We start from the raw sequence: 16202 nt of genomic DNA, 5'->3' as shown, positions 1-16202 counted from the left end.
AAAGATGGCTGAAGACCGGGACCCCATGTGATAATGCGGAGGGCATAGCTCGCCTCCCTCCTTGATCGAGAACATTCCATGACCGTTTCCCTGCGTGCCCCGGCACCACTCGCGCGCGCCGCATTGGCCCTCGCCGTTTCCCTGACCCTGGCCGGCTGCGCCGCGACCGCCAGCCGTGAGCCGGTGACCATCAGCCTGGTCGCCATGAACGACTTCCACGGCAACCTGGAGCCTTCCCGCTACGTCCCGGCCAATCCGGACGGCAGCAAGGCGCCCGCCATTCGCGCCGGCGGCGCCGAGGCCGTGGCCGCCGCGCTGCAGGCCTGGCGCAAGGAAGACAAGGACCTGCTGTTCGTATCGAGCGGCGACCTGGTCGGCGCCAGCCCGGCGATGTCCTCGCTGTGGGCCGACGAGCCGACCATCGAGGCGATGAACATGCTGGACCTGCGCGTCTCTGCGGTCGGCAACCATGAATTCGACGCCGGCCGCAAGGAACTGCTGCGCCAGCAGAACGGCGGCTGCGATTCGCCGCGTCCGGCCAAGGCCTGCCAGATGGCCAGGAACTATGGCGGCGCGAAATTCACCTACCTGGCCGCCAACGTGGTCGACAAGGCCACCGGCAAGCCCTTCATCCCGGCCTTCCGGATCGAGGAGGTCAAGGGCATCAAGGTCGGCCTGGTCGGCGTGGTGCTGGAAGACACCCGCTCGGTCGTGATGGCCTCGGGCATCGCCGGCCTGGAATTCGGCGACGAGGCGGCGGCGATCAACCGCGCCGTTCCCGACATGCGCCGCCAGGGCGCGGACGTGATCGTGGCCCTGGTCCACCAGGGCGGCAGCACGCCGGAAAATCCGATGACACCCGGCTGCTCGCAGCTGAAAGGACCGATCGTCGACATCGTCAGGCGGCTCGATCCGTCGATCCGCCTGGTCATCACCGGCCACACCCACCAGGGCTACCTGTGCAAGGTCGACGGCCGCACCGTGACCCAGGCCTCGTCCTACGGCCACCTCCTGACCCGCATTCACATGAGCGTGCAGAAGGGCGCGGGCAGCGTGGGCGAGATCAAGGTCGAGAATGTCCTGATGAAGGCAGGCGACTATCCGGCCGACGAGAAGATGGCCGCCTTCATGGCCCAGCTGAAGGACAGCAGCCGCGCCGCATTGACGCGCCCGGTGGCGCGCCTGGCGTCGGCGCCGGTGCTGCGCAAGCAGAACGAGGCCGGCGAAGCCCCGCTCGGCAGCCTGATCGCGGACGCGGTGCTGGCGGCCACCCGCAACGTGGGCGCCGTGATCGGCTTCATGAACGAAGGCGGCATCCGCAAGGACCTGGAAGCCGGCGAGGGCAACATCGCCGCCTTCGGCCAGGCCCAGGCCGTGCTCCCGTTCGGGAATACCCTGGTGGTGATGGACCTGAGCGGCGCCCAGATCCGCGCCCTGCTCGAGCGCCAGTGGAACAAGGACGGCTCGATGGGCTCGATGCTGCAGGTGTCGAACGGCTTCAGCTATACCTGGGACGCGCGCCGTCCGGTGGGCAGCCGCGTGACCGCCATCACCCTGAACGGCAAGCCGCTGGAAGACGGCAAGACCTACCGCATCGTGGCCAATAACTTCCTGGCCGAAGGCGGCGACAACTTCCCGGAATTCGGCAAGGGCAGCAAGCGCCTCGAGACCGGCCTGCTCGACCTCGACGCCTTCACCGACCACCTGCGCGCGATCGAAGGGGAGGGCGCCGCGCTGGCTCCCGCCGCGCCGCGCATCATCAAGGTCCAATAAGCCGACCGTTTCAACCAAGGATGACCATGAAAAAACTAGCCTGCGTACTGGCGCTGACCACCGCCTTCGCATCCTTCGACGCCGCGGCCTGGGGCCGTGACGGCCACAGGGCCATCGGCGCCATCGCCGACAAGCTGCTCAAGGGCACCAGGGCCCAGAAGGAAATCGCCCTGCTCCTGAAACCGGGCGAATCGCTCGAACTGGTTGCCAACTGGGCCGACTGCGTCAAGGGCACGTTCTGCGGCGAGCAGACCCAGGAGATGATCGACTACGTCAACGGCAACCCGCAGCACGACAAGTACCACTACACCAACGTGCCCTTCCAGCACGACCATTACGACGACCACGGCGTGGGCCGCACCGGCGTCGACATCGTGCAGACCCTGCGCCAGTGCATCGCGGTCCTGCAGGGCAAGACCGACCCTGAACTGAACCCGCACAAGTTCACCAAGCGCCAGGCCCTGATCCTGCTGACCCACTTCGCCGGCGACATCCACCAGCCGCTGCACGTGGGCGCGGCCTATGTCGGCAAGGACGGCAAGTTCGTCGCCCCGAGAACCCAGGAAGAAGTCAACGAAACGGCGATCTTCGACACCCGCGGCAGCAACAACCTGCTGCTGGACGATGCAAGGCTGGCCGAGCTGGCGGCGCGCGCGATTCCGCCAGGCGAGCCGGTAGCAGTGAAGGAAGGCGCACCGAAGGCGCTGACCCGTCCCTTCCACTCGTACTGGGACAGCACCACGGTCGACTACGCGTTCCGCCGCCTGCAGACCAGGACGCCCGCGCAGTTCGCCGACAAGGTCGTCGGCGGCAAGACGCAGCTTCCACTGATCGAGGGCGACCCGATCACCGCGCCTTATGCCTGGGCCAACCATTCGCTGTACGTGGCCAAGCAGGCCTTCGAGGGCGTTACCCCGGGCAAGCTGACGCCGCAGACCGGCAGGAAGGGCGAGACCTACACCACCTTCGCGCTGGAAGTGCCGGCCAACTACCCGGTGCCGAGCTCGGAGATCGCCAAGCAGCAGCTGATCCGGGGTGGATACAACCTGGCGGCGCTGCTGCAGGCGATTTATCCGGAAAAGACGTAAGCAGCCAGGCCAAGGCCGGTTGAAGGCGTCGCAGGCAGCAGGCCGGCCGCCGAGGCGTTCCAGTTGCCGGCCGTTGCGGCAGCGATAGGCGGCATCGCCTGCCGGGCTGGCCTCCTTGCTCTTCCATTCGGTAGAATGGACCACCATCGACGCTTTCCAGCAACCATGCCTGGTCTTCCTTCCGATCCAATGCCCGACACGCACAACCGGCGGCGCCAGCCGCCGCTCGGGCGCATGCTGCTGGCGGCGCTGCTGTGGGCAATGGCCGGACTGGCTGCGGCGGCGGAGCCGCTGGCATCGATCCTCGAGGATATCGACCGGCATGGCTACTCCTCGCCGCTGCTGGCTATCGAACGCCTGCAGTCGGCGATGGACCGTCCAGGGCGCGACGCTCCCGCCGACCAGCAGCTTCGCTACCAGGTCGCCCTTGCACTTCTGGCCGTGCATGGAGGGCGCAAACAGGAACTCGAGACCGCCCTCGCGCAACTGAAGCGCCTGGCGGACACAGGAGACTGCGCTCCTTGCGGCGCTTACCTGCTGCTGCTGCGGGTCGGGCAGGCGGATATGAACAAGGATCGCGCCGCCATCCAGCCCTTGCTCGCGCAGCTCGCAGCGCTGGGCCAGCCGGGGGACTTGCGCTTCGAGGCCGAGCGGCTTGGTATGCTGGCGCGCGGCCATGCGCTGCTCGACGAGGACGAACTGGCGTTGCGGCTGGGCTTGCGGGCAGTGGAGACGGCGGAACGCGCCCGCCTGCCGGCCGCCGAGGCGCGCTTGATGAATGTGCTGGTGCGCGTCCACCTGGCGCGCGCAGACATGACGAGCGCGCTGCGGGTCATGCAGGACAGCTATGCGCTTGCCGAGCGTATCGGTTTTCGCTATGCGATGGCGCAGGCCCGCATCAACCAGAGTTATGTCCACGGCAGCCAAAAGCAGGAAGACAAGGAATACCAGGCCTTGCGCGAGGTGTTGCGCATCACGGATGGCATGGCGGGTACCGGCGTCCTCGAACAAATCGCGCGGTCGAATCTCTCGGCCTATCACATCCATCGGGGCGAATACGCGCAGGCGATTCAGCATGCGCTTGCCGCGGAACGCCTTGCGCGCCAGGAGGGCGACGAAATCGGCCTTGCCTTCTCCATCAGCAACCGCGGCAGCGCCCTGGCGCGCAGTGGTCGTGTCGATGACGGCCTGGCCCTGATGAAACTCGGCATGGAAACGGCAGAGCGGGCAGGAGGGCGGCGGGAGGTCCTTGACCTGCTTTCGGAACAAGTGAACGTGCTCGAACGCGCCGGCCGCTATCGCGAAGCCTTGGCCGTGCTGCGCCGCGTGGTGGCGCTGTCCGGCGAGGTGACGTCGGCCGAGCGCGAAAAGGCGATCCTCGCACTGCAGGAACGATTTTCGACTGAACGCAAAACGCGTGAGATCGAACGCCTGTCGCTCTCGAACGCGCGCGCCGAAGCCGAGGTGGCGGCGCGCGCCTGGCAGCAGCGCTTGTGGGCCGCAGTCGCGGTAGTCTTGCTCTTGTCCGCCGCGCTGCTGGTGCAGTGGCTGCGTGTGGTACGCCGTCGCAACCAGGCGCTCGTGGTCGACAATGCCGCGCTGGCCTCGCAATCCGTGCACGACCCGCTCACCGGTGTATTCAATCGCCGCCACTTCGAGCAGCTGATGGCGCAACAGGAGGCTGTCATTCAGGGGCGCACCCGCAACCGCGATCACCAGGCCGCGGTCGGGCTCATCCTGCTCGACGTGGACCATTTCAAGCGTATCAACGATTCGTACGGGCATGCTGCCGGCGATGAAGTGCTGAAAGCGGTTGCGGCGCGTCTCAGCGCCCTGGTGCGCGACCAGGATGCGGTGGTGCGGTGGGGAGGCGAGGAGTTCGTACTGGTGTTGCCGGGAACGGTGGCCGACGGGTTGCCGGTCATTGCGGCCAAAGCACTGGAAGCGCTCGGCCGTGAGCCGGTGCTGCACGACGGCCGGGCGATTCCCGTACGTGCATCCGCTGGCGCCATTGCCTGGCCGGCGTGGCCGGCACAAAAATGGACCGATGCACTGCATGTGGCCGACCTTGCGCTCTACATGTCCAAGACCGGCGGCCGCAACCGTGCGACCTGTTTCATGCGCTTGCAGGAGGGATCCGGTCCTGCGACAGTGCTTGCAGACCTGGCAGGCGCCGCCGAGGCTGGAAATGCCGCACTTCAGGTGGTATCGGGACCGGCATGACAGTGGCGCCCGGCGGCGGGGCCTGCGTCCTTGACATGAACAGCGCGCCCCTGCATCGCTTGCCGCTAGAATGCGCACACTACCGACCGAGCCAAGACCCATGACCACACTCATCAAGGCCGCCTGCGCCGCCTGCTTTATCCTCCCACTGGCTGCCTCCGCCCAGGGCGACGCCGAACGCACTCTCCCCCTGTGGGAAATCGGCCTCGGCGCGGCCGCCCTGTCCACGCCGTCCTACCCGGGTTCCGACGAGCGCGAGTCGCGCGTGCTGGTCGTCCCGAGCGTGATCTACCGCGGCGAGATCCTGCGCGCCGACCGTTCCGGCATCAATGCGCGCCTGTTCAGTTCCGACCGGGCCGAGCTCGACGTCGGCTTCGCCGGCGCCCTGCCTTCCGATTCGGACGACGTGGACGAACGCGCGGGCATGCCCGACCTCGGTCCGCTGGTGGAATTCGGTCCGCGCCTGAAACTGCGCCTGGCGGACCTGGGCAAGCATCGGCGCCTGCGCCTGGAGTTGCCGCTGCGCGCCGTGATCGAGGCGCGCGGCGGCCTGCATGGGCGCGGTTATACGTTCGAGCCGCGCCTGGCCTATGAAATGGCCGGGGAACGCAGGCGCTGGACCTTCGAGGCCAACCTGTCGGCGGTGCTGGGCGACCGCCGGATCAACCGCCACTTCTACGAAGTCGCGCCGCAGTATGCGACGGCCACGCGGCCCGCGTATGCCGCCGACTCCGGCCTGCTGCTCACGCGCCTGGGCCTGTTCGGCTCGCGCTACCTCAACGAGGACGTGCGCCTGTTCGGCTACCTGCGTTTCGAGAGTTACAAGGGGACGGCGAACCGCGACAGTCCGCTGCACGTGAAGGACGGCGGCGTATCGGGCGGGATAGGCGTGTTGTGGACGTTCAAGCGCTCGGCGGCGCGCGCCCGTGGGGCGGATACGGTCGATCCGAGCCTGTAAGCCGAAAAGCACACAGCCGCGCGGGGCCGCGCGGCTGTGTGCATCCCGGACGGCGCAAGGCCGGCCCGGGGAGGGCTCGATTACTTGGAAGCGTCCTTGCTGTCCTTGTGCTTGGCCTTCTTGTCCTGCTTGTCCATCTTGGCGTCGGCCTTCTCGGTCTTGTCGGCTGCCGATGCCGGAGTCGCCGGCGTTGCGGGCGTGGCCGGAGTTGCCGGCGAAGCCGCGGTGGCGGCGGTGCTGCCGGTGCCGCCGGCGGTGGCCGACGAATCCGTGGTGGCCGAGGTTTCGGTGGCCGGGGTGGTCGGCATGGCCGGGGTGGCGGCGGTTGCCGGGGTTGCCGGAGTGGCCGGGGTTGCCGGGGTGGTGGTCTGGGCGTAGGCCGAGGCAGCGGACAGAGCGACGATCAGGGTAGCAATGGTCTTCTTCATGGATAAATCCTTTCTGGTTCGGTTTCTGGCGTACGTTTATCGTGTCACCTAGGCATCTAACGGGCCGCGGATGAGGCTTGTTGACGAGCTTTACAAAGCCTTACGCTGGTCACATTTGCTAACAAACTGTGCAACAAGCGGTGTCTAGGCGCAAAAAAAATGGCCTGCAGAAATGCAGGCCATTGTTGTACGGCGTGTGAGCGCTTAGCGCGACTTGACGAAAGGTTTGCCCAGCGCCTTGGGCGCGACGGACTTGGCCATCAGCCCGGCCAGCACGATCACGGTCAGCACATATGGAATCATCTGGATCAGCGCGCCCGGGATGCGGCCCACCACCGGCAGGTCCACGCCTTCGATCTGCACCTGCACCGCGCCGAAGAAGCCGAACATCAGGCAACCCAGCACCGTATGCAGCGGACGCCAGTTACCGAACACCATCGCCGTCAGCGCCAGGTAGCCGGCGCCGGCCGACATGTCGCGCAGGAAGAAGCCGCTCTGGACGATCGACAGGTAGGCGCCGGAGAAGGAGCACAGCACGCCGGCGATCAGCATCGCGGTGTAGCGGGTGCGCTGCACCGAAATGCCGGCGGCGTCGGCCGCATGCGGGTTTTCGCCGCAGGCGCGCAGGCGCAGGCCGAAGCGGCTGTGGTACAGCACCCAGTGCACCACCGGCAGCAGCAGGAAGGCCAGGTAGACCAGCAGGGTGTGGCCGCCGATCACGCTGCCGTACAGCCAGCCGATGAAGGGGATGTCGGAGACTAGCGCGGTGCCCGGCAGGACGATCTCGGTCAGGCGCGCTTCGCCCAGGTCGGGCGTGCGGCCGCCCTGCTGGAAGAAGTACTGGGCCACCACGAAGGTCAGGCCGCTCATGGCGATGTTGATCGCCATGCCCGCGACCAGCTGGTTGCCCTTCTGGGTGATCGACACGAAGGCCTGGGTCAGGGCCAGCACGCTGGACGCCAGGATGCCGGCGGCGATGCCGATCCACGGGTCCTGGTAGGCGTAGGCCACGCCGGCCGAGACGAAGGCGGAGGCGAGGATCTTGCCCTCGAGGCCGAGGTCGATCACGCCGCTGCGTTCGGCGAACAGGCCGGCCATGGCTGCGAAGATCAGGACCGGCGCACTGCGGATCATCGTGACGACGATGCTGGCTAATTGGAAGTCGTCCATGGCTTACCCCTTGCGTGCCTTATTTGTTGCGTTAATCAGTTTGAGGATGGCGGGCGCGTACAGGTTCTCCATGGCGCCGCAGAACAGGATGATCAGTCCCTGGATGAAAATGAAGGTCTCCTGCGGGATGTTTGGTTTTTCCAGCGACAGGTCGAAGCCGCCCTGGATCAGCGCGCCGAACAGCACCGCGGACAGGAAGATGCCCACCGGGTGCTGGCGGCCCATCAGGGCGATCGCGATGCCGATGAAGCCGGCGCCGGCGGGGAAGTTCAGGCTCAGGTAATGGGTCGAGCCGAGGATCGAGTTGACCGCGGCCAGGCCGGCCAGCGCGCCCGAGATCAGCATCGCCACGATGATCATGCGGCTGATGCGCACGCCGGCATAGTGGGCCGCGTGCTGGTTCAGGCCCGTGGCCTGCAGCTTGTAGCCCCAGGGCGAGCGCGTCATCATCACCCAATAGATGGCCAGGGCCAGGATCGCCAGGAAGAAGCCGATGTTCAGCGGGGTGTCGCCCAGCACCGGGAACCACTCGCCCAGGCGCGGCATCCACGCGGCTTCCGAGAACACGCGGCTGGCCGGGTTCTGGTCGCCCTCGGGGATCAGCTTGAGGATCAGGAAGTTCATCAGGCTGGCGGCGATGAAGTTGAACATGATGGTCGTGACCACCACGTGGCTGCCGCGCTTGGCCTGCAGGTAGCCTGGCAGGAAGGCCCAACCGGCCCCGAATACGGCGCTGGCAAGCATCGCCAGCGGGATCAGGAGCCAGGGCGAGAGCGAGGCATCAAAAGCGAGCATGGCCAGGGTCAGCCCCAGGCCGCCCAGGTACATCTGGCCTTCGGCGCCGATGTTGAACAGGCCGGCCTTCATCGCCACCGAGACCGCCAGGCCGGTGAACACGAAGGTGGAGGCGTAGAACAGGGTGTAGCTCAGGCCCTCCGGATTGATGACGGCGCTGTTGACCAGGATCTGCAGCGATTCGACCGGGCTTTCGCCCAGCAGGTGGATTACCAGCGCGGCCACCAGCAAGGCGGAGAGCAGGTTCAGGACTGGCAGGACGAAGCCCGAGGCCCAGCGTGGGAGTTCAGTCGTTTTCATTGGCTTGTTCAGCTCTTAATGCTTGTGCATCCCGCCCATCAGCAGGCCGATGCGGGTCGTGTCGAATTCGTCGATGTTCAGTTCGCCGGTGACGCGGCCGCTTGATACGACCACGATGCGGTCGGCCAGCGCGCGCACTTCTTCCAGCTCGGTCGACACCAGGAGGATCGCCACGCCCTCGTCGCGCAGGCGCAGCAGCTGGGTGTGGATGCTCTCGATGGTGCCGATGTCGACGCCGCGGGTCGGCTGGCCGACCAGCATCAGCTTCGGGCTGGCCGACACTTCGCGCGCGATCACGACCTTCTGCTGGTTGCCGCCGGAAAGCAGGCCGATGCGCAGGTCCGGGTTCTTGGGGCGCACGTCGAAGGCTTCCAGCAAGTGCGCGCAGCGCCTGGCGATGGCCTCGAAGTCGAACAGGCCCAGTTTGTTCCTGACCCGGTCCTGGTAGCCGAACACGGTGTTCTGCATGACCGAGAAGTCCTTGATGACGCCGTCGCGCAGGCGGTCTTCCGGCACGTGTCCGATGCCCAGTTCGCGGAAGGCGGCGGGCAGGCCGTCGGCGTTGGAGCGGCCGGCGTAGGGCAGTTCCTTGCCGAGAAACTCGACTTTACCGGAGCTCGGCAGGCGCATGCCCGACAGGATCTCCATCAGTTCGCTCTGGCCGTTGCCCGACACGCCGGCAATCGCCACGATCTCGCCGGCGCGCACGGTCAGGTCGATGTCGGACAGCAGCTTGACCTTGTTCTTGTCCTGCAGCTGCAGGTTCGAGACCTTGAGCACCGGCGCGCCTGGATTGAAGGGCTTGCGCGGCAGGTTGCCTTCGATCGGGCGGCCGACCATCATGTTGGCCAGCTGTTCTTTCGAGGTGTTTTTCGTGGCGACGGCGCCGGCCACGCGGCCCGCGCGCATCACCGTCACCTGGTCGGTGATCTCCATGATCTCGCCCAGCTTGTGGGTGATCAGGATGATGGTCTTGCCCTGTTCCTTGAACAGCCGCAGGATCTCGAACAGCGAGGCGGTCTCCTGGGCGGTGAGGACGGCGGTCGGCTCGTCCAGGATCAGGATCTCGGCGCTGCGGTAGATCTGCTTGAGGATCTCGACGCGCTGCTGCGCGCCCACCGACAGGTCGTGGATGGTGGCGAGCGGGTCGACGTCGAGGCGGTAGCGGGCGCAGATTTCACGCAGCTCCCTTTCCGTTTCCTTGCGCTTGGCAGCCAGCTTGAATCCGCCCTCGGTGCCCAGCATGACGTTGTCGAGCACGGTCATGTTCTCGACCAGCATGAAGTGCTGGTGGACCATGCCGATGCCCAGGTCGATCGCCTCGAGGGACGAGCGGATCTGGCGCTCCTGGCCGTTGATCACGAGCTGGCCGCTGTCAGCATGGTAGTAGCCGTACAGGATGCTCATGAGGGTGGACTTGCCCGCGCCATTCTCGCCGATCACGCCGTGGATCGAGCCTTTGGCGATCGAGAAGCTGACGTCAGCGTTCGCCTGCACGGCCCCGAAGGCCTTGCTAATGTTGCGAAATTCTACGGCTGGCTGCATTGCGATCTAGATGTAAAAGTGAAGACTTCATTCATTCAAAAGCGCGCCGGGCCGGGTACACCGGCGCGGCGCGCTTGTCTCGGGAAGGGGGACGATCAGACCGGGCAGCTGCCTGCGGCGCGGTAGTCGATGACCTTGATCTTGCCGTTGATGATGTCGGTGCGCACGGCGTTGACGCGCTTTTCCATCTCCGGCGAGACGACCGCGCGGTTGTCCTTGTCCAGGACCCAGTCCACGCCGCCTTCCTTCAGGCCCTTGTAGGTGACGCCCGGCTTCCAGGTGCCGTTCTTCTGCGCCATGAAGGAATCGTAGACGGCGATGTCCACGCGCTTGACCATCGAGGTCAGCATCGAGCCCGGGTGCAGGTAGTTCTGGTTCGAGTCGACGCCGATCGCCAGCTTGCCCTTGGTCTTGGCCATCTGCAGGGCGCCCATGCCGCTGCCGCCGGCCACCGCGAACACCACGTCGGCGCCGCGGTCGAATTGCGCGCGCGCCAGCTCGCCGCCCTTGGCCGGATCGTTCCAGGCCGCGGCGGTGGTGCCGACCATGTTCTGCATGATCTCGATTTTCGGGAACTGCGCCTTGGCGCCCTGGGCGTAGCCGCAGGCGAAGGCGCGGATCAGCGGGATGTCCATGCCGCCGACGAAGCCCAGTTTCTTCGACTTCGAGGCCATGGCGGCGGCGACGCCGACCAGGTAGGAGCCTTCCTGTTCCTTGAACATCACCGAATTGATGTTGTTACCCTGCGCGACGCTGTCGACCAGCACGAAGCGTACGTTCGGGAATTCCTTGGCGACCTTCTGGACCGCCTGGGTCTGCGAGAAGCCGATCGCCGCGATCATGTCGACCTTTTTGCGCGCGAGGCCGCGCATCACCTGCTCGGCCTGGGTATCGCTGTTGGCCTGCACTTCGAAGACCTTGATGCCGGTCTCCTTGGTAAAGCGCTGCAGGCCCTCGAAGGCCGACTGGTTGAACGATTTGTCGAACTTGCCGCCCGCATCGTAGACCATGCCGAGCTTCGGTGCTGCCGGCGCTGCAGTTGCCATGCTTGCGCTGCCGGCGACGCACAGCGCCGCAATGGTCATGGTGAGTTGCTTGAGTTTCATGAATGAGGCTCCTGGGGAATTTCGATATTGTACCCGGCCCAACAGGTGGACTGGAACGGGCTGCGCAAGCTGCATCGCCAACGGCGCCGTCGGGGCCGGCAATGCGAAGCGCATTGTGTCAGCCGCACGCTGCGGATGTCGTTACGATTTGTATCGCGGTGTATTTCTCTCGACAGTGCTGAACGTCGGTAAAGCGACTTGTAGCTCATCTGCAACAGCAATACAGCGCGCCACGACAGGCCTGGAGCCGACAATCCGCCGCGAGGCCGCGCATGTAAGGGAAATCTGGATGTACGCAGCTCAGCCTGTCAAATATGCATCATGCGACATATTGATGACAAATACGATTTTACTTGGCAATTTATTCCAAGGAAATATAACTGCTGACAATATTCAGCAATTATTTTGCTATGGCGCTCATCGTGTCGGCGGCCAACGCCGGTTCCGGGCCGACTTCGTGGCCGACTTCGACCTGCGCGAGTGGGGCTTGCGCGGCGCCTGGCGCGGCGGCCGGAAGCTGGGGAAGGGCGGCCGGCTTGGCGAACTGGCGCGTGAGGAAGCTGGCGATCAGGGCCTGGGTCGCTTCCAGGTAGGGGATGTTCATGTGGTCCGAGCCGGGCACGGTGTCGTCGGCCACCAGCGTCGCCAGCTTGCCCACCAGCTGGTCGGTGTGCGAGTGCGGCACCACGTCGTCGTCGAAGGCGCGCAGGACGTAGGTAGGCGCCTTGAGCGAAGGCGCGTACTTGATCGACTCGAAGCGGTGGCGCAGCATGTATTCGATCGGCATCACGCGAAAGCGCCGCTTGGCGATGGCCAGGATGGAATCGTAGGGCGTGATCAGGACGACCGAGTGCACCGGGCGTTCCTTCGCCACCTGCACCGCCACCCCCGAACCCAGGCTGCGGCCGACCAGGGCGATGCGCGAGGCATCCACCTGACCGAGTTCGGCGAGCCAGTCGAACAGGGTGCAGCCGTCGTCGATCATGTGGATCTCGGCCGGCACGCCATGCGACTGGCCGTAGCCGCGGTAGTTCATGGCCAGCACGGTCATGCCGGGGAACAGCTTGCCGGCGTCGCGCGCGACCCAGGACACTTCCTCGGAACGGCCGCCGAAGTACATCACCGCGGGACGCGGGCCGGGAACCAGGGGGGTGAGCAGCCAGCCGCACAGGCGCGTGCCGTCCTTGGCGCGCAGGACGACCGGACGGGTGCGGTGTCCGGTGCTGCGCGGGCTTTCGCATTCGGGGGTGATGCAGGGATTGAACACCAGGCGGCGCTGGTTGGCCGCGACGGCGGCGGTCAGGGTCAGCCATAAAAAACTGGCAAATCCCGTGATCCCCGCCGCCATTTTCTTTGAAGTGTCCATGCTGCCAGTCTACCCCTGCCGCTAAAATTTGTTCTGTGCGGCACTTCGCTAAGTAGAACGCAACATGGACGCGTAGCGGAACAGTTGGGTTATTACAACAGCAAGTCGGAGGAGCCCCCAGCCCCTCGGGTCTTCATTCCGGTGCGTGCCGCGACGAAGGGCCGGCGGCGACGTATTGTTCGACGTCGGGCGCGCGATGGTCGATGCGCACGTCCTGTCCGTCGGCGTGCACGCCCGCTTCGGCATGCTCGCCGGTATCGCTGTCGCCGCCCATGCGCCTGCCCAGGTATTCCGAGGCCAGCACGCCGGCGGCCGACAGGGCCGTCAGGGCCAGCGAGCCGCCCCGGGCATGGCTGCCCTGGCGGCGCAGCACCAGGTTGGCGGCGCCCACCAGCAGGGCGGCGCCGGTGAGGGCGGCATGCAGCTGGCCTTCGTGCTTGGCGTCGCCCTGCGGCTTGTCGGCCACGTAGTCGGCTACGCCGGCGGCGCTGGCCGCCAGGCCGCCGACGATGCCGGCCCCCATGCTGATGTAGGAGGCCTTGGCGTAGTCTTCGTCGCCGGTGGCGCTGTGCATGGCGTCGAGGATGAAACCGAAGGGAATGAGGACGGCCGGCGCCGCGCCCAGGATCGAGTGCAGAGGTTGGCCGGCGATGGTGATCTTGTTCATGGCGTACTCCTGGCGGTGGTTGCTGTCGGGTTCAAGTGTGGCATAGGGTGGGGGAGGGGCACGCACGGTTGGGGATGTCCGGATGTTCGAGTAAGATCGACCGTTCCGGCATTCGCCAACCCATTCGGAGACCCCGTGCACTACCTGCTCATGTATGACCTCGCTCCCGACTATCTGGAACGGCGCGCCGAATTCCGCGACGAGCACCTGAAGCTGGCCTGGGAAGCGCAGCGGCGTGGCGAGCTGGTGCTCGCCGGCGCGCTGGCCAATCCCGCCGACCGCGCGGTGCTGATGTTCAGCTGCGACAGCCCGGAGCCGGTCCAGCTGTTCGCCGCCAGGGACCCTTACGTCACCCATGGCCTGGTGCGCGCCTTCCACGTGCGCCAGTGGAACACCGTGATCGGCGACGAGGCTTTCACCCCCGTCCACCCCAGCTAGATTCTTGCTGGCAGATTTGCAATGAACAGGTAACATTGCCCGGCTTTCAACTGAGCCGGAGAGTTCATGCATACTGCCGTCAACCTGTGGCCGCTGCTCGGCGTCGCGGTCATCGTCGCCGGGTTCCTGCTGCGCGCGCATCCCGTGCTGGTGGTGGTGGCCGCCTGCGGCGTCACCGGGCTGGCCGCCGCGATGCCGGTGGAAAGCATTCTCGCCTCGCTCGGCACGGCCTTCGTCAAGACCCGCAACCTGCCGCTGATCCTGCTGCTGCCGCTGGCGGCCATCGGCCTGCTGGAGCGCGCCGGCCTGCGCGAGCGCGCCCAGGCCGTCATCGCGAAGGTGCGCTCGGCCACCGCGGGGCGCCTCCTGATCGTCTATCTGTTCGCGCGCGAGACCTCGGCCGCCGCCGGCCTGACCAGCCTGGGCGGACACGCCTCGATGGTGCGCCCGCTGGTGGCGCCGATGGCCGAAGCCGCGGCCGAAACGCGCTTCGGCAACTTGCCCGACCCCCTGCGCCACCGCATCCGCGCCATGTCCGCCGCCACCGACAACGTCGGCCTGTTCTTCGGCGAAGACATTTTCGTGGCCTTCGGCGCGATCGTGCTGATGCAGACCATCCTGAACGCCGAGGGCATCGCGGTGAACCCGCTGCACATCGCGCTGTGGGGCATCCCGACCGCCGTCACCGCCTTCGTCATCCATGCCTGGAACCTGCGCCGGCTCGATGCGTACATTGTGCGCGCGATGGGAGCGGGGAAGGCATGATCACGCTCGAGCTGTTCTACGTCGTGGCCGGCCTGCTGTTCCTGGCCGTGGCCCTGATGAACCTGCGTGACCGCAGCAACCCGCGGCGCTTCACGACCGCGCTGTTCTGGGGCCTGTACGCCTTGCTCTACCTGGCCGGCGAACGCTTGCCGCCAGCCCTGGTCGGGGCCTTGATGATCCTGATGGCGCTGCTGGCGGGCTTCAAGGGCGTCCTCGGAGGCAAGCCCGAGGTGGTGCCGGAAGCGCAGCGCCGCGCCATCAGTTCCCGCCTCGGCAACCGGCTGTTCATCCCGGCCCTGGTCTTGCCGCTGGTGACCATGCTCGGCGCCACCGTGTTCTCAGGCGTGCAGGTGGGCGGCCTGCCGCTGCTCGATCCCAAGCACCTGACCCTGGCCGCCCTGGGCGTCGCCGCGCTGCTGGCGCTGGGCGCGGCCTGCTGGCTGACGCGCGCCACGCCGCTGCAGGGCGTGCGCGAGGCGCGCCGCCTGGTCGATGCGATCGGCTGGGCCTTCGTGCTGCCGCACATGCTGGCCGTGCTGGGCCTGCTGTTCACCGAGGCCGGCGTGGGCAAGGCGGTGGCCCACGTGACGACCTCGTATATCGACATGGATTCGCGCTTCGTCGCGGTGGCGGTGTTCTGCATCGGCATGGCCCTGTTCACGATCGTGATGGGCAACGGCTTCGCCGCCTTCCCGGTAATGGCGGGCGGGGTCGGCATTCCGGTGCTGGTCGGCGTGTACGGCGCCAACCCGGCGGTGATGGCGGCGATCGGCATGTTCAGCGCGTATTGCGGTACATTGATGACGCCGATGGCGGCGAACTTCAACATCGTGCCGGCCGCGCTGCTCGACCTGCCCGACAAGAACGCCGTCATCCGGGCCCAGGTTCCGACGGCGCTGCCCCTGCTGGCGGCCAACATCTTCCTCCTGTACTTCCTGATGAACCGATGATCAAGACCGTACTGCTTACCGGCTTCGAGCCGTTCAACAAGGCGAGCATCAACCCGGCCTGGGAGGCCGTGCGCGCACTGGATGGCTGGAGCGGGGCGGGCTTTCGCGTCGAGGTGCGCCAGCTGCCCTGCGTGTTCGGCGAGGCCAACCGGCTTCTCGCCGCGATGGTGGACGAACTGCATCCGGACATCGTGATCGCCGTCGGCCAGGCCGGCGGGCGCGCCGAGATCTCGGTGGAGCGGGTGGCGATCAACGTCGACGACGCGTCCATCCTCGACAACGCCGGCCGCCAGCCGGTGGACCGCCCGGTCGTCGAGGACGGGCCGGCAGCCTACTTCAGCACGCTGCCGATCAAGGCGATGGTGGCGGCAATGCGCGCCAAGGGCTTGATTGCGGGCGTATCACAAACCGCCGGCACCTTCGTGTGCAACCACGTGTTCTATGGCTTGATGCACCATCTGGCCGGCAAGCCGGCCAAGGCGGGCTTCATCCACGTGCCCTTCCTGCCGGAGCAGGCCGAAGAGCGGCAGGACGATCCGCCCTCGATGGCGCTGGACGACATCATCCTGGGCATCATGACGGCGGTCGACACGGCCGTGAACGTGGAACGCGACGTGGCGCACGTCGGCG

15 protein-coding genes are annotated in these 16202 nt (G+C 66.5%); 8 read left to right on the top strand and 7 right to left on the bottom strand.

From position 1 onward, the window contains the following. Nucleotides 1-78: 78 nt before the first annotated feature. From ACK4S9_RS00075 to ACK4S9_RS00060, 4 genes are all read left to right on the top strand, one after another. Nucleotides 79-1773: a bifunctional metallophosphatase/5'-nucleotidase gene (locus ACK4S9_RS00075; protein WP_409720037.1), complete on the top strand. Its 1695-nt coding sequence runs from the start codon at nt 79-81 to the stop codon at nt 1771-1773. Nucleotides 1774-1799: 26 nt separating this feature from the next. Continuing rightward, nucleotides 1800-2861, top strand: a complete 1062-nt coding sequence (locus ACK4S9_RS00070) for a S1/P1 nuclease (protein ID WP_409720035.1) — start codon at nt 1800-1802, stop codon at nt 2859-2861. Nucleotides 2862-3050: 189 nt separating this feature from the next. Continuing rightward, the gene (locus ACK4S9_RS00065) at nt 3051-5084 is read left to right on the top strand and encodes a diguanylate cyclase (RefSeq protein WP_409720033.1); all 2034 of its coding nucleotides are present in this window, start codon (nt 3051-3053) and stop codon (nt 5082-5084) included. Nucleotides 5085-5184: 100 nt separating this feature from the next. Then, entirely contained in the window at nt 5185-6042 is an 858-nt protein-coding gene (locus ACK4S9_RS00060; RefSeq protein WP_409720031.1) for a MipA/OmpV family protein, read from the top strand. 80 nt (nt 6043-6122) lie between these two features. Here the strand turns inward: ACK4S9_RS00060 and ACK4S9_RS00055 are convergent, their stop codons facing one another. From ACK4S9_RS00055 to ACK4S9_RS00025, 7 genes are all read right to left on the bottom strand, one after another. Further along, nucleotides 6123-6470, bottom strand: coding sequence for a hypothetical protein (locus ACK4S9_RS00055; RefSeq protein ID WP_409720029.1), 348 nt, complete (start codon nt 6468-6470; stop codon nt 6123-6125). 204 nt (nt 6471-6674) lie between these two features. Next, entirely contained in the window at nt 6675-7640 is a 966-nt protein-coding gene (locus tag ACK4S9_RS00050) for an ABC transporter permease (protein WP_409720027.1), read from the bottom strand. A 3-nt stretch (nt 7641-7643) separates the two neighbouring features. Further along, nucleotides 7644-8735, bottom strand: a complete 1092-nt coding sequence (locus tag ACK4S9_RS00045; protein ID WP_409720025.1) for an ABC transporter permease — start codon at nt 8733-8735, stop codon at nt 7644-7646. A gap of 15 nt (nt 8736-8750) precedes the next feature. Continuing rightward, nucleotides 8751-10280 (bottom strand): ABC transporter ATP-binding protein, encoded by a 1530-nt coding sequence (locus ACK4S9_RS00040; RefSeq protein ID WP_409720023.1) that lies wholly within the window; start codon nt 10278-10280, stop codon nt 8751-8753. 95 nt (nt 10281-10375) lie between these two features. After that, a complete protein-coding gene (locus ACK4S9_RS00035; protein WP_409720021.1) occupies nt 10376-11386 on the bottom strand; it encodes a BMP family protein in 1011 nt (336 codons plus the stop codon). A 400-nt stretch (nt 11387-11786) separates the two neighbouring features. After that, nucleotides 11787-12752, bottom strand: coding sequence for an alpha/beta hydrolase (locus ACK4S9_RS00030; RefSeq protein WP_409720019.1), 966 nt, complete (start codon nt 12750-12752; stop codon nt 11787-11789). Nucleotides 12753-12885: 133 nt separating this feature from the next. After that, nucleotides 12886-13419, bottom strand: a complete 534-nt coding sequence (locus tag ACK4S9_RS00025; protein ID WP_409720017.1) for a DUF2231 domain-containing protein — start codon at nt 13417-13419, stop codon at nt 12886-12888. A 135-nt stretch (nt 13420-13554) separates the two neighbouring features. On the opposite strand from ACK4S9_RS00025, the gene ACK4S9_RS00020 reads away from it, so the two are divergent. From ACK4S9_RS00020 to pcp, 4 genes are all read left to right on the top strand, one after another. After that, the gene (locus ACK4S9_RS00020) at nt 13555-13857 is read left to right on the top strand and encodes a YciI-like protein (RefSeq protein WP_409720015.1); all 303 of its coding nucleotides are present in this window, start codon (nt 13555-13557) and stop codon (nt 13855-13857) included. A gap of 66 nt (nt 13858-13923) precedes the next feature. Then, nucleotides 13924-14622 (top strand): DUF969 domain-containing protein, encoded by a 699-nt coding sequence (locus ACK4S9_RS00015; RefSeq protein ID WP_409720013.1) that lies wholly within the window; start codon nt 13924-13926, stop codon nt 14620-14622. Continuing rightward, a complete protein-coding gene (locus ACK4S9_RS00010; RefSeq protein WP_409720011.1) occupies nt 14619-15572 on the top strand; it encodes a DUF979 domain-containing protein in 954 nt (317 codons plus the stop codon). Before ACK4S9_RS00015 ends, ACK4S9_RS00010 begins: the two co-directional genes overlap by 4 nt. Next, the coding region (gene pcp, locus ACK4S9_RS00005) for a pyroglutamyl-peptidase I (protein ID WP_409720009.1) at nt 15572-16202 on the top strand (631 nt) is incomplete at its 3' end. The genes ACK4S9_RS00010 and pcp, both read left to right, overlap by 1 nt.

The organism is Massilia sp. (genome assembly GCF_046293535.1).
Taxonomy (GTDB): domain Bacteria; phylum Pseudomonadota; class Gammaproteobacteria; order Burkholderiales; family Burkholderiaceae_D; genus Telluria.
Note: the sequence above shows the minus strand (reverse complement) of the source record. Positions and strands in the feature narration are given on the sequence as shown.